Origin of the sequence: Streptomyces sp. WM6378, from assembly GCF_001279695.1 — a bacterium.
GTDB lineage: Bacteria > Actinomycetota > Actinomycetes > Streptomycetales > Streptomycetaceae > Streptomyces.
Map to the genome: position 1 here is coordinate 67,168 of NZ_LGDD01000106.1, position 13,229 is coordinate 80,396.

General features: G+C 71.1%; 9 protein-coding genes. 3 read left to right on the forward strand and 6 right to left on the reverse strand.

Annotation, left to right across the window (positions count from 1 at the left end; translation table 11 throughout):
* Positions 1 to 125: 125 nt before the first annotated feature.
* Complete coding sequence (locus tag ADK54_RS11660; RefSeq protein WP_053725504.1) at positions 126 to 2,588, forward strand: DNA gyrase/topoisomerase IV subunit A; 2,463 nt, start codon at positions 126 to 128, stop codon at positions 2,586 to 2,588.
* A gap of 54 nt (positions 2,589 to 2,642) precedes the next feature.
* On the opposite strand, the gene ADK54_RS11665 is transcribed toward ADK54_RS11660, so the two are convergent.
* Together ADK54_RS11665 and ADK54_RS11670 are read right to left on the reverse strand one after the other, a co-directional pair.
* The gene (locus ADK54_RS11665) at positions 2,643 to 3,830 is read right to left on the reverse strand and encodes a CobW family GTP-binding protein (RefSeq protein WP_053725505.1); all 1,188 of its coding nucleotides are present in this window, start codon (positions 3,828 to 3,830) and stop codon (positions 2,643 to 2,645) included.
* Entirely contained in the window at positions 3,790 to 4,947 is a 1,158-nt protein-coding gene (locus ADK54_RS11670; RefSeq protein WP_053725506.1) for a citrate synthase/methylcitrate synthase, read from the reverse strand. The genes ADK54_RS11665 and ADK54_RS11670 overlap by 41 nt, the downstream gene beginning before the upstream one ends.
* A gap of 97 nt (positions 4,948 to 5,044) precedes the next feature.
* Here ADK54_RS11670 and ADK54_RS11675 point away from each other — a divergent pair, with 97 nt between their 5' ends.
* Positions 5,045 to 6,277 (forward strand): citrate synthase, encoded by a 1,233-nt coding sequence (locus tag ADK54_RS11675; protein WP_053725507.1) that lies wholly within the window; start codon positions 5,045 to 5,047, stop codon positions 6,275 to 6,277.
* 78 nt (positions 6,278 to 6,355) lie between these two features.
* Positions 6,356 to 7,132 carry an alpha/beta fold hydrolase gene (locus ADK54_RS11680; RefSeq protein WP_053725508.1) on the forward strand — a complete coding sequence of 259 codons (777 nt, stop codon included), beginning with the start codon at positions 6,356 to 6,358 and terminating at the stop codon, positions 7,130 to 7,132.
* A gap of 12 nt (positions 7,133 to 7,144) precedes the next feature.
* Here the strand turns inward: ADK54_RS11680 and ADK54_RS11685 are convergent, their stop codons facing one another.
* The 4 genes from ADK54_RS11685 to ADK54_RS11700 all read right to left on the reverse strand — a co-directional run bounded on the left by ADK54_RS11685 (position 7,145) and on the right by ADK54_RS11700 (position 13,166).
* Complete coding sequence (locus ADK54_RS11685; protein WP_324610148.1) at positions 7,145 to 9,361, reverse strand: discoidin domain-containing protein; 2,217 nt, start codon at positions 9,359 to 9,361, stop codon at positions 7,145 to 7,147.
* Positions 9,362 to 9,631: 270 nt separating this feature from the next.
* Positions 9,632 to 11,263: a glycoside hydrolase family 13 protein gene (locus tag ADK54_RS11690; RefSeq protein ID WP_078966312.1), complete on the reverse strand. Its 1,632-nt coding sequence runs from the start codon at positions 11,261 to 11,263 to the stop codon at positions 9,632 to 9,634.
* A gap of 63 nt (positions 11,264 to 11,326) precedes the next feature.
* Positions 11,327 to 12,202 carry a carbohydrate ABC transporter permease gene (locus ADK54_RS11695; protein ID WP_053725510.1) on the reverse strand — a complete coding sequence of 292 codons (876 nt, stop codon included), beginning with the start codon at positions 12,200 to 12,202 and terminating at the stop codon, positions 11,327 to 11,329.
* Positions 12,203 to 12,221: 19 nt separating this feature from the next.
* Positions 12,222 to 13,166 (reverse strand): carbohydrate ABC transporter permease, encoded by a 945-nt coding sequence (locus ADK54_RS11700; protein WP_053725511.1) that lies wholly within the window; start codon positions 13,164 to 13,166, stop codon positions 12,222 to 12,224.
* Positions 13,167 to 13,229: the final 63 nt, after the last annotated feature.

Sequence of the window (13,229 nt, forward strand, 5' to 3'; positions counted from 1 at the left end):
CCACTGTATGCAAGCGCGTGGGCACCTGGCGAAGTTCCCGGGTCGCGGTCGGCGTTGTCAGTGGGACGGTCCACAATGGTCGGCAGCAGAGATCCGATCCGGTACGTGAAGGAGCAGCAGCCGCGATGGCCCGCCGCAGCACGAAGACCCCGCCGCCGCCCGACGACTTCGAGGAGCGGATCCTCGACATCGACGTCGTCGACGAGATGCAGGGCTCCTTCCTCGAGTACGCGTACTCCGTGATCTACTCGCGGGCCCTGCCGGACGCCCGGGACGGCATGAAGCCCGTCCAGCGCCGCATCGTCTACCAGATGAACGAGATGGGCCTGCGCCCCGACCGGGGCTATGTGAAGTGTGCCCGCGTCGTCGGCGAGGTGATGGGCAAGCTGCACCCGCACGGCGACGCCTCGATCTACGACGCCCTGGTGCGCATGGCACAGCCGTTCTCGATGCGGCTGCCGCTGGTCAACGGCCACGGCAACTTCGGCTCGCTCGGCAACGACGACCCGCCGGCCGCCATGCGGTACACCGAGTGCAAGATGGCGGACGCCACGTCGCTGATGACGGAGTCGATCGACGAGGACACCGTCGACTTCACGTCGAACTACGACGGCCAGGAGCAGGAGCCGGTCGCCCTTCCGGCCGCCTATCCGAACCTGCTGGTCAACGGCTCGTCCGGGATCGCGGTCGGCATGGCGACGAACATGCCGCCGCACAACCTGGGCGAGGTCATCGCCGCCGCCCGCCATCTGATCCGGCACCCGGAGGCGGACCTGGAGGCGCTGATGCGCTTCGTGCCGGGTCCGGACCTGCCGACCGGCGGGCGGATCGTGGGCCTGGGCGGCATCAAGGACGCGTACGAGTCGGGCCGGGGCACCTTCAAGATCCGCGCCACGGCGTCGGTGGAGAACGTGACGGCGCGCCGCAAGGGCCTGGTCGTCACCGAGCTGCCGTTCACGGTCGGCCCGGAGAAGGTGATTTCCAAGATCAAAGACCTGGTCGGCTCGAAGAAGCTCCAGGGCATCGCCGACGTGAAGGACCTCACCGACCGTTCGCACGGCCTGCGTCTGGTCATCGAGATCAAGAACGGCTTCGTGCCCGAGGCCGTCCTGGAGCAGCTCTACAAGCTGACGCCGATGGAGGAGTCCTTCGGCATCAACAACGTGGCCCTGGTGGACGGCCAGCCGCTCACCCTGGGGCTCAAGGAGCTCCTGGAGGTCTACCTCGACCACCGCTTCGACGTGGTGCGCCGTCGCAGCGAGTTCCGCCGCACCAAGCGCCGCGACCGGCTGCACCTGGTCGAGGGCCTGCTCGTGGCCCTGGTCGACATCGACGAGGTCATCAGGATCATCCGGTCGAGTGACAACTCGGCGCAGGCCAAGGAGCGGCTCATCGAGCGCTTCTCGCTGAGCGAGATCCAGACGCAGTACATCCTGGACACGCCGCTGCGCCGGCTCACCAAGTTCGACCGGATCGAGCTGGAGGGCGAGCGCGACCGGCTGACCGGCGAGATCGACGAGCTGACCGGGATCCTGGACTCGGACAACGAGCTGCGCAAGCTGGTCTCGGCCGAACTGGCCGCGGTGGCCAAGAAGTTCAGCACCGACCGGCGCACCGTGCTCCTTGAGTCGGCGGGCGCCCCGGTCGCGGCGGTCGCCCTCGAAGTCGCGGACGACCCGTGCCGGGTGCTGCTCTCCTCGACGGGCCTGCTGGCCCGCACCGCCACCGGCGATCAGTTCGTGGCCGGCGAGGACGACAAGCGCGTCAAGCACGACGTGATCGTCTCGGCGGTGCCCGCCACCCAGCGGGGCGACGTGGGCGTCGTGACGTCCAGCGGGCGGCTGCTTCGCCTCGCGGTGATCGACCTGCCGCAGCTCCCGGACACGGCGTCCGCGCCGAACCTGTCGGGCGGCGCCCCGATCTCGGAGTTCCTGTCCTCCCTGGAGGCGGACGAGACGGTGGTGTGTCTCACCACGCTCGACGAGTCCTCGCCGGGGCTCGCGATCGGCACCGAGCAGGGCGTCGTCAAGCGGGTGGTGCCCGACTACCCGGCCAACAAGGACGAGTTGGAGGTCATCACCCTCAAGGACGGTGACCGGATCGTGGGCGCGGCCGAGCTGCGCACCGGCGAGGAGGACCTGGTCTTCATCACCGACGACGCCCAGCTCCTGCGCTACCAGGCGAGTCAGGTGCGTCCCCAGGGGCGGCCCGCGGGCGGCATGGCCGGCATCAAGCTGGCCGACGGCGCCAAGGTCATCTCGTTCACGGCGGTCGACCCGGCCGGGGACGCGGTGGTGTTCTCGGTGGCCGGCTCCGGGGCCACCCTGCTCGGCGACACGGCGGTGTCCGGGAAGGTGACGCCGTTCGACCAGTACCCGCGCAAGGGCCGGGCGACCGGCGGGGTGCGCTGTCAGCGGTTCCTGAAGGGCGAGGACAAGCTGGTGCTCGCCTGGGCGGGCCCGGCCCCGGCCCGCGCGGCCCAGGCCAACGGCGCCCCGGCGCAGCTTCCGGAGCCGGACCCGCGCCGGGACGGCTCGGGCACGCCGCTGCCCTCACCGGTGGCGGTCCTGGCGGGCCCGGCCTCGTAACGAGGGGCGAGCGGCCGACCGGGCAGCGAGGGCCAGATACGGCCAGAGCCTCAACTAGCCGATGGGGCCGGGGAGTTCGTCGAACTCCCCGGCCTCTTCCGGCTCTCGGGGATCCTGCTCCGGCTCGGGTACGTAGCGCAGGACGCCCCACATCGCGTGCTCGGGCGGGGTCTCGCCCGGGGCCGCCACGCACCCGGCGAGCTGCTTTTCGAGCTCGGGTGCGTCGATGCCGGCGCCGATGAGGACGAGCTCGGTGCGGCGCTCCTGCTCGCGCTCCCACGGCTCGGGGTAGAAGCGCAGGAACCGCCCGACCGCGTGCAGGCTGTACCGGTTGCGGGCGTCGGCCGCCCCGAAGTCGACGAATCCCTTGATGCGGTAGAGGCCCTCGGGCCGGGTGTCGAGGAAAGCCATCAGGCGGCGCGGGTCCATGGGCACGTCCGAGGTGAAGGCGACCGATTCGTACCCGGCGTGCAGATGGGGATGCGCGTGCCCCGTGCAGGCGCTGTGGTCATGAGCGTCCCCGCCGCAGCTCCCCTCTTCGGGCTCGTCGTCGAGGAGGTCGTCGAAGGCGAGCTGGCCGACGCGTTCCGTCAGGGGCCTGCGGTCGAAGAAGAGCTCCGGGTCGACCCTGCCGTACGCGGACTCGACCACCGCGGCCGCCCCCGCGAGCGCGGTGCGCAGCCGGGCCAGGTCCGCCGCGTCCACCCGGTCCGTCTTGTTGAGCACGACCAGGTCGGCGACGGTCAGATGCCTGTCGATCTCGGGGTGCTTCTCGCGTGTGGTGTCGTACTCCGCCGCGTCCACGACCTCGACCAGGCCCCCGTACACGATCCGCGGGTTCTCGCTGGCGAGCAGCATCTTCACGAGTTCCTGGGGTTCGGCGAGACCGCTCGCCTCGATGACGATGACGTCGAGGCGGGCGGCGGGCCGGGTCAGCCTGTCCAGGTAGAGGTCGAGCTCGCTCGCGTCCACGGCGCAGCACAGGCAGCCGTTGCCGAGCGAGACGGTGGAGTCGCCGAGCTGGCCCGCCACCGTCATGGCGTCGATCTCGATGGAGCCGAAGTCGTTGACGATGGCTCCGATGCGGGTGCCGCGGCAGGCCCTGAGCAGATGGTTGAGCAGGGTGGTCTTGCCCGAGCCGAGGAAGCCCGCGAGGACGATGACGGGGATCTGCTTGCTCGGGCTGCTCACCTGGGACCTCTCAGACTGCGGGTACGGGCTGCGGCGGGGGCGGGCCCACATAGCGGGCCGCCGGACGAATGATCTTCGAGTCCGCCGACTGCTCCAGGATATTGGCGCTCCAGCCGACCACCCGCGCCGCGCAGAAAGTGGGCGTGAACATCTCGCGCGGCAGCCCGCACAGCTCCATGACCACCCCGGCGTAGAACTCCACATTGGTGTGCAGCTCACGGCCCGGCTTGAGCTCGGCCAGGATCGCCTCGACCTGGCGCTCGACCTCGACGGCGAATGCGACGAGCTGGCCGCCGAAGCCCTCCGCGATCCCGCGCAGCATGCGCGAGCGGGGGTCCTCGGTGCGGTAGACGGGGTGCCCGAAGCCCATGATCCGGTCGCCGGCCAGGACGCGTTCGCGGATCCAGCCGTCGATGCGGTCGGGGGTGCCGATCGCGTCCAGGGTGTCGAGGGCGCGGCTGGGGGCGCCGCCGTGCAGCGGCCCGGAGAGCGCGCCGACCGCGGCGACCAGGCTCGCCGCGACGTCGGCCCCGGTGGAGGCGACGACGCGGGCGGTGAAGGTGGACGCGTTGAAGCCGTGGTCGATGGTGGAGATGAGGTACTGCTCGACGGCCCTCACGCGCTCGGGCTCGGCCTCCGAACCGGTCAGCATGTAGAGGTAGTTGGCGGCGTACGGCAGGTCGTCGCGCGGCTCGACCGGTTCGAGCCCCTGGCCGAGCCGGTGCAGGGCGGTGAGCAGGGTGGGCACGGCGGCGCAGGCGGCGAGCGTGTCCTCGGCACGCTGCCCGGCGTCCAGGTCGTACACCGGCCGGAAGCCCTTGGCCGCGCCGAGCAGGGAGAGCGCGGTGCGCAGCCCGGCGAGCGGTCCCGACAGGGCGCCGGTGCGGGCGATGCCGGGCAGCGCCTCGCGTACGCCGTCGGGCAGGTGGCGCAGTGCGGCGGTGCGGGCGGCGAAGGCGGCGCGAGCCTCGGCGTCGGGCAGCTCGCCGTGGAACATCAGGTACCAGACGTCCTCGAAGCCACGGCTCTGGGCGAGCTCGACGGCCGAGTACTGGCGGTAGTGGTAGAAGCCCTCGCGGCCGCGGACGTCGCCGAGTTCGGTGTCCGTGACGACGACGCCCGCGAGCCCGCGGGGTACCGCGGCGGGGGCGGTGATGGTGCCGGCCATGTGGCTGCCTCCTTCAGTTCTTCATCTTGACTTGACTGTCTATGATTGACTCCGAGACTGTCAATGTTGATTGAATCAATATTGATACGGTGACCGCATGACTGATCAGGCACGGCTCACCACCCGCGAGGCGGCGGAGCGGCTCGGCGTGAAGCCCGAGACGGTCTACGCCTACGTCAGCCGCGGGCAGCTGAGCAGCGAGCGCGCCCCGGGCGGCCGGGGCTCCACCTTCGACGCGAAGGAGGTCGACGCGCTGGCCCGGCGCAGCGGCCGCCGCGAGCCGGGCACGGGCACCCCGAGCGGGGAGTTCACGTTCCGCACCGGCATCACCCTGATCGACAAGGACCGCTACTACTTCCGCGGCGTCGACGCCGTCGAGCTCGCCACCGCGTACGGCTTCGAGGAGGTCGCCGAGTGGGTGTGGACCGGGGAGTTCACGCACGGCCCCCGGTTCACCGCGCCGCAGCCGTTCCTCGACGCGGCCCGGCTCGCCGTCGACGCGCTGCCCGTGCACAGCAGCACGATGGACCGGCTGCGCGGTGCGGCGGTCGCGGTCTCGGCGGCCGACCCCCTGCGCTTCGACCTCGATCCCTCGGCGGTGCTCGGCTGCGGCCGGATGCTGATCCCGACCCTGGTCGGCGCCCTGCCGGCGGCGGGCAAACGGCACCGCGGCGAGGGCCGGACGGCCTGGCGGCTGTGGCAGCGCCTCACCCCGCAGGTTCCTGACGAGCAGTCAATTCACCTGTTCGACACGGCACTTGCCCTGCTCATCGACCACGACCTGGCCGCCTCGACGCTCGCCGCCCGGGTCGCGGCCTCGGCCCGCGCACATCCCTACGCCGTCGTCTCGGCGGGGCTCGGCGCCCTGGAGGGGCCGCTGCACGGCGCCGCGAGCGGGCTCGCGCACCGCACCCTGGCCGAGGTGCTCGAACGCGGCAGCGCGGCCCCGGTCGTCGCCGACCATCTGCGCTCGGGGCGCCGCGTGCCAGGGCTCGGCCACCGGCTCTATCCGGGTGAGGACCCGCGCGCCCGGGCCCTGTTCGCGCTGCTCGAAGCGATCCCGCAGGCCTCGGACGCGCTGGCCGCGGCGCGCGACGTGGTCGACACGACGGCCCGGCACACCGCGCTGCACGCCAATGTCGATCTGGCGCTGGCCGTCATGAGCGTGGCGTTCGGCATGCCCGCCGAGGCCGGCGAGACGGTGTTCGCGGTGGCCCGCACGGCCGGCTGGATCGCCCACGCCCTGGAGGAGTACGCGGAACGCCCGCTCCGGCTGCGCCCGAGCGGCCACTACATCGGCCCCCGCCCACCCCGCCCGCTGCCCTCCTGACCGGATCCGGTACGGCCTGAACTCGCCTGTCTTCAGGGCAACTTGGCCTGGCGAGGGACGTACCGTCAGACTGGCGCCATGGAACTCACAGTGCCGGTCAAGGACGGCGAGGTCTGGGCCGAGGACACCGGCGGCGACGGCCCGCCGCTGGTGCTGCTGCACCCCGGGGTCGCGGCCTGTGGCGTCTGGGACCCGGTCATGCCGGGGCTCGCCGGGCGCCGCCGCGTGATCCGGTACGACGCCCGGGGCTTCGGGCGCTCCCCCGCGCCCACCGCTCAGTACTCGCTCTCCGGCGATCTGCTCGCGGTGCTCGACCACTTCGAGGTGGACCGGGCCGTGCTCGTCGGGTCCAGCATGGGCGGCGCGACCGCCCTGAGCCTCGCGCTCGACGCCCCCGCACGGGTCGCCGGGCTCGCCCTGTTCTGCCCCGGCGTCACCGGCGCACCCGACCTCGAATCCCCCGAACTCATCGCACGGATCGGCGAGTTGGCGCAGAAGGGCGACATGGAGGGCCTGGTGGCGCTCACTCTGCGCACCTGGGGAGCGGCCGGCTCAGGCGACGACCCCGAGGTCGCCGCGCAGGTGCGGGCGGCGATCCCGGGGTGGTTCAACAATCTGGGCCGCCAGGTCCCGGACCCGGACGCCTTCGGTCGGCTCGGCGAGATCACCGCGCCGTGCCTGCTGGCCCTCGGCGAGCTCGACCAGATCCAGGTGGTCCGGTGCAACGAGGCGATGGCCGCCCGCATCCCGGGCTGCCGCCTGGTCCGGCTGCCGGGCAGCGACCACTTCCCGTCACTGCGAGAGCCGGACCGGGTGACCGGGCTGACGCTGGAGCTGTACGACAGCGTCGCCTGAGCCCCCTGGCGATCAGGAGCCGTACGCCTCGAACTCGCTGAACTGGGCGGCCGGCCAGCCCGTGTTGGCGGTCACCGTCAGTCGCAGACGGCGGGTGCCGGTGTTCGCGGGCAGGGCGATGGTGACCTGGTTGCCGGTGGCCGGATCGAAGGTGTAGCCGCGGCTCGCGACGAGCTGCCCGTACGAGCCGTTGTCGGCGCTGCCCAGCACCGAGAGCGTCTCGGTGCGGGCGCCCCAGGCGGTGGCGGGCGGCAGCTTCAGGACGAGGTGGTCCACACTCCGTACGGAGCCGAGGTCGACGGTGATCGACTGCGGGAAGGCGTTGTTGGCGCTCTCCCAGTAGGAGTCGGCGTCGCCGTCGACGGCCTTGGCCGCGTCGTAGACCTGGGTGTGCGAGGTCTCGGTGACCGGGCGGCCCTTGGCGAGGTCGGGGTCGGCGGGCGGGCTGCTGGGCGGCGACGTGGGGCCGGTGGGCGGCGGGCTGGTCGGGGGTGTCGTACCGCCGTGGTCGTAGTTGGGCTTGGGCCACTCGCCGCAGTAGGTGGCGGGCAGTTCGCCGTTCCAGCCGGAGTTGCCCGGTCCCTGGGTGAGGGCGAGGCTGCCGCCGAGGCAGCTGTAGACGGGCTCGCCGAACCCGAGGTTCTTCGCCGTGACGCCGGTCATGCTGAGCTGGGCCGGGTCGTTGAACTGGAGGGCGAAGGTGCCGGTGCCGTCAATGTTGACGTTGTTGAAGGCGACCCCCTTCGTGGTGCCGGACACGAACTGGACGGCCGCGTAGGAGCTGTCCAGGATGTCGGTGTCGGTGACATTGACCGTCGCCTTGTCCATGGTGCTGTTGCGGGAGTCGAACCAGACGGCGCCGATCGGGAAGGGCCAGCCGAGGTCCGCGTTGCCCGCCCGGATGGTCGTGTTGCGGGCCAGCGTGACGGTGCCCTGGACGTCCGTACCGCTGCCGGGGTTGACACCGTCGAACCGGTTGCCGACGTGCAGACCGCCGCCGTTGGTCACCGTGTCGGCGACCACATTGTCCGTCGCCGCGTTGTCCTTGCCGCCGTACAGGGCGATGTTGTTGGCGAGGACGGGCGCCACCACCGTATTGCCCTTGAACGTGTTGTTCGCGTCGGTCACGGTGTCCGACCACATGGCAAGGCCGTCGTCACCGGTGTTGCGCAGGAAGGTGTTCTCCACCGATGAATGGGTCACTCCCCAGTGGAAGTTGACGCCGTCGGCCGTCTGATCCAGGATCCGGCTGTTCTTTATGTGGAAGTCATCCATGGGCCCGTCCATCCAGGCCCCGACCTTGGTGCGCTGAAGCCACACATCGTCGACGGTGGAGTTGCTGAGGGCACCACCGATCCCGTTGACCTGGTCCTCGTCCACGCGCTCGGTGATCTCGCCGATCAGCGCGAAGTCCTTCATGACGACGTTCCGGCTGGGCCCGCCCGCCTCGTACGGGCGGATGCCGCCCTTGTAGCCGCCGCCGGTGACGTACTTGCCGTAGATCCCGGCGGCCCGGGTGCGGTCGGTGGCGCTGCGGCCGGTCAGGACCGAGTACCAGGGGCCCGCCCCGGCCAGCGTCACCTGGTCCACCACCACATGGTCGGTGAGCCTGAACGTGCCCGAGGGGATGTAGACCTCCTTGCCCTGGGCCTTTCCGGCGTCGACCGCCTGCTGGAAGGCGGAGGTCGAGTCGGCCGCGCCGCTCGCGTCGGCGCCGAAGTCCGTCACGGACAGCGAGCCCGCGGGCCGGGGCGCCGGATCCGGTACGAGTTCGAAGTCGGCGAGGTCGACGACCGCCCAGGGCGTCGCGGTGGTCGAGGGCAGGGTTACGCGGACCTTCGCCCCGGCGGGCAGAGTCGTGCCGAGCAGTGTGCGGGTCTCGCCGTAGAAGTGGTGCGGCTTGTCGCCCGGCTGATTCTGGAAGGGGTAACTGCCGTAGAACCAGCCGTACTTGGACGTGAAGGTGACGTCCTTCAGCTTGGCACCGCCGGAGCTGATCTCCATCGGCGCACTGATCCCGGTGCCCGCCGCGCTGTCGGGGACGCTGTAGCGGATGTCGACCGCGTTGGCCGGTGCGTTGAGGGTGAACTCGACGTACTGGCCTGCCCCGTCGAGCTTCACCGCACTGCGCCCGGAGGCCTCGGAGGGCAGCGAGGTGTAGGTGCGGTCGGGGCCGATCACCGTGCCGTTGGTGGCGGCGGCCTCCGCCTCCAGCTCGGTGAACGGCACGGTGGCGCCCCGGCGAGCGGGGACAGCGGGGCGGATTCGACGGCCGAAGCCGAGGCGCCGCCGCCGATCCCGACGGCGCCGAGCGCGACGACACAGGCGAGCGCCGCGACCGCGGCGGCGGCCCGGCCGGGGGACGCGGTACGTCCGACGGGTGAGGTCCGCCTCGGCGTCGGCGGGGGCTCCCGGCACACGGCTCCGAACGCATCTCTGATCATGCCCATGACACATCCTTCCTTGTGGGGGTGGGGAGCGGGGATGGCGCGGACGGGATCAGGCGCGCAGCCAGACCGCCGTGTCCCTGGGGAGCAGCCCGTCGGCGAGGGGGCCGCTCGCGAGGAGGAGCGTGCGGTGGTCCGGGAGCCGGGCCGGCTCGTCGGCGAAGTTGACCACGCAGCGCAGGCCGCCCTCGCGGGCGAAGGCGAGCACGCCGTCGGGGACGTCGAGCCAGGTCAACTCGCCGTCACCGAAGCCCTGTTGGGTGCGGTGGATCCGGAGGGCCCGGCGGTAGAGGGCGAGCATCGAGGACGGGTCCTCGCCCTGCCGGTCGGCCGCGTACCGGGCCCAGTCGGCGGGCTGCGGCAGCCAGGGCGTCGCCCACGGCTCGGCCGTCCAGGGCAGCGGGACGCGGCAGCCGTCGCGGCCCGGGTCGGCCCCGCCGGAGCGGAAGTGCATCGGGTCCTGGATGCGGTCCACCGGAATGTCGGCCTCGGGCAGGCCCAGCTCCTCGCCCTGGTAGAGGTAGACCGAGCCGGGAAGCGCGAGCGACAACAGGGCGGCGGCGCGCGCCCGCCGGGTGCCGAGCGCCAGGTCGGTGGGGGTGCCGAAGCGCTTCGTCGCGAAGTCGAACCCGGTGTCCTCGCGACCGTAGCGGGTGACCGTGCGGGTCACGTCGTGGTTGCACAGGACCCAGGTGGCGGGCGCGCCGACCGGGGCGTGTTCGGCGAGGGTGTCGTCGATGGAGGCGCGCAGCAGGGCGGCGTCCCAAGGACAGGACAGGAAGCTGAAGTTGAAGGCGGTGTGCAGTTCGTCGGGGCGCAGATAGCGGGCGAAGCGCTCACTGTCGGGCAGCCACACCTCGCCGACGAAGATCGCCCCGTATTCGTCCGCCACTGCCCGCCAGGAGCGGTAGATGTCGTGGAGTTCGTCGAGGTCGATGTACGGATGGCGGCCTTGGCCCGCGACGAACTCGGGCAGCGCGGGGTCCTTGGCGAGCAGTGCCGCCGAGTCGATGCGGACGCCCGCCACGCCCCGCTCGAACCAGAACCGCAGCACGTCCGCGTGTTCCCGGCGGACCGCCGGGTGGGCCCAGTTGAGGTCGGGCTGCTGGGGGGTGAACAGGTGCAGGTACCACTCGCCGTCCTCGACCCGGGTCCAGGTCTCGCCCGCGAACTGCGACGGCCAGGCGTTGGGCGGCAGTTCGCCGTGCTCGCCGCGGCCGGGCCGGAAGTGGAAGAGCTCCCGCTCGGGGCTGCCGGGCCCGGCGGCCAGCGCCGCCTGGAACCATATGTGCTGGTCCGACATGTGGTTCGGCACTATGTCGACGATGGTGCGGATGCCGAGCCCGCGCGCCTCGGCGATCAGCTTCTCGGCCTCGGCCATGGTGCCGAAGGCCGGGTCGATGACGCGGTAGTCGGCGACGTCGTACCCGCCGTCGGCGAGCGGGGACAGGTACCAGGGGGTGAACCACAGGGCGTCGACGCCCAGTTCGGCGAGGTAGGGCAGCTTGGCCCGGACGCCCGCGAGATCGCCGGTGCCGTCGCCGTCACCGTCGGCGAAGCTGCGTACGTACACCTGGTAGATGGCGGCCGAGCGCCACCAGTCGTCGCTTTCGTGGGCTGCCACGGCAGGTTCCTTTCGGGCAGGTGGGATCCCGCCGCCGGCCCCGTTGCTCAGCGGGGGCATGGTGGATGGGGCCGGCGGCGGAGTGCGGGGAAGGGCGGTCCGCGGGCGGGGTCGTGGGCGGCGTCAGCCCTTGAGGCCGCCCGCGGTGAGACCGCTCATGATGTTGCGCTGGAACACGATGAAGATGAGAAGTGTGGGGAGCGACGCCATGGCGAGCGCCGCCGTGAGCCAGTTCTCGGGCACACCCTGGGCGAGCGAGTAGATGCCGACGTTGAGGGTCTGCTTGCCGGGGTCGGGCAGTGTGAGCATCGGCCAGAGGAAGTCCTTCCAGACGCCGACCACCGCGAAGATGGACACGACGCCCAGGATGGGCCGCGAAATCGGCAGCACCACCGAGCGCAGCGTCCGCAGCGGTGAGGCCCCGTCGAGGGACGCGGCGTCCAGGAGCTCGCGCGGAATCGCGTCGAAGAACCGCTTGAGCAGGAAGATGTTGAAGGCGTTGGTGACCGACGGCAGCCAGATCGCCCAGGGCGTGTTGAGCAGGTTCCGCCGGAAGATCGGCACATCGAGCACGGTCAGGTACTGCGGCACGACGAGGACGGCGGCCGGGATCATGAGGGTGGCCAGCATCATCGCGAGGATCGCCTTGCCGAACACGGGCCTCAGTTTGGAGAGCGAGTAGGCGGCGGCCACGTCCAGGACCAGTTGGAAGGCGAGCGCGCCGAACGCGTACCAGACTGTGTTGAGCAGGAGCTTCGCGAAGTCCATCACCCGCCAGGCGTTGGTGACGTTCTCGGTGTGCACTCCGTGCGGGACCAGGGTCGGCGGGATCCTGGTGAACTCCTCTGTTGATTTCAACCCGTTGACGGCCATCCAGTACAGCGGCCCGATGAAGACGAGTGTGAAGAGGACCATCACGAGGGAGAAGACGGTCCAGTAGACGACTTTGCCCCGGGTGCGGCCGAGGGTGGCCGGTGAGATGAGCGTGCGTGTCGGCATGGGTCCCCCACCGTCCGGTCTAGTCGTCGCTGTCGCGGCTCAGGCGCACGTACGCCGCCGAGAACCCGGCCAGCAGGACCAGCAGGCACAGGCCCAGCGCCGCGGCCCCGCCGTAGTTGTTGAAGTTGAAGGCGTACTGGTAGATGAGGTAGACCACCGTCGTCGTCGAGCCCTCGGGGCCGGCGCCGTTGGTGAGCAGGAACGGCTCGGTGAAGACCTGCATCGTCGCGATGATCTGCATCAGGAACATCAGCGAGAGCACGAGTCGGGTTTGCGGGACCGTGACGTGCCAGATCTTGCGCCACAGCCCGGCCCCGTCGAGCTCGGCCGCCTCGTACAGTTCGCCGGGAATGCCCTGGAGGGCGGCGAGGTAGACCAGGGTCGCGCTGCCCATGTTCATCCAGGTCGCGGCGATGACGACCGAGAGCATGGCGGTGTGCGTGGACTGCAGCCACTGCTGCTCCGGCAGGCCGAACAGTTCGAAGATCCGGTTGAACAGGCCGTACCCGGGGTCGTAGAAGTATTTGAAGAGCAGCACCGAGGCGACCGGCGGCAGCATCACCGGCAGGTACACGAGGAGCCTCAAGTAGCCCTGGCCGTGCCGGAATTCATTGATCAGGACGGCGACCAGGAACGGCAGCACGAAGCCGAGGAGCAGGGCGAGACCGGTGAAAAGGAGGGTGTTGCGCCAGGCCTGCCAGAACGCCGGGTCGTGGAAGACGTGACGGAGGTTGGACCAGCCGGCCCAGGTGGTGCGGCCGTCCTTCGTCTTCTGGAAGGCGAGCACGAACTCCCTGACCATGGGGTACCAGGAGAAGAACGCGAAGCAGAGCACGGCCCCGATGAGGAAGCCGTGCGCGGTGAGGTTGCGCCGCAGCGCGCGGGCGAATCCGCGCTGCCGGGGCAGCGGACGGCTCTGGTGCGTCCGTGGTGTTTCCCGCGTGGGCAGGGTGGAGGCCGACATCGTCACTCCTGAATCCGGGGCGGGCGGGGCCGGCGGATGCTCCGGCCCCTGCCGCCGTGCGCG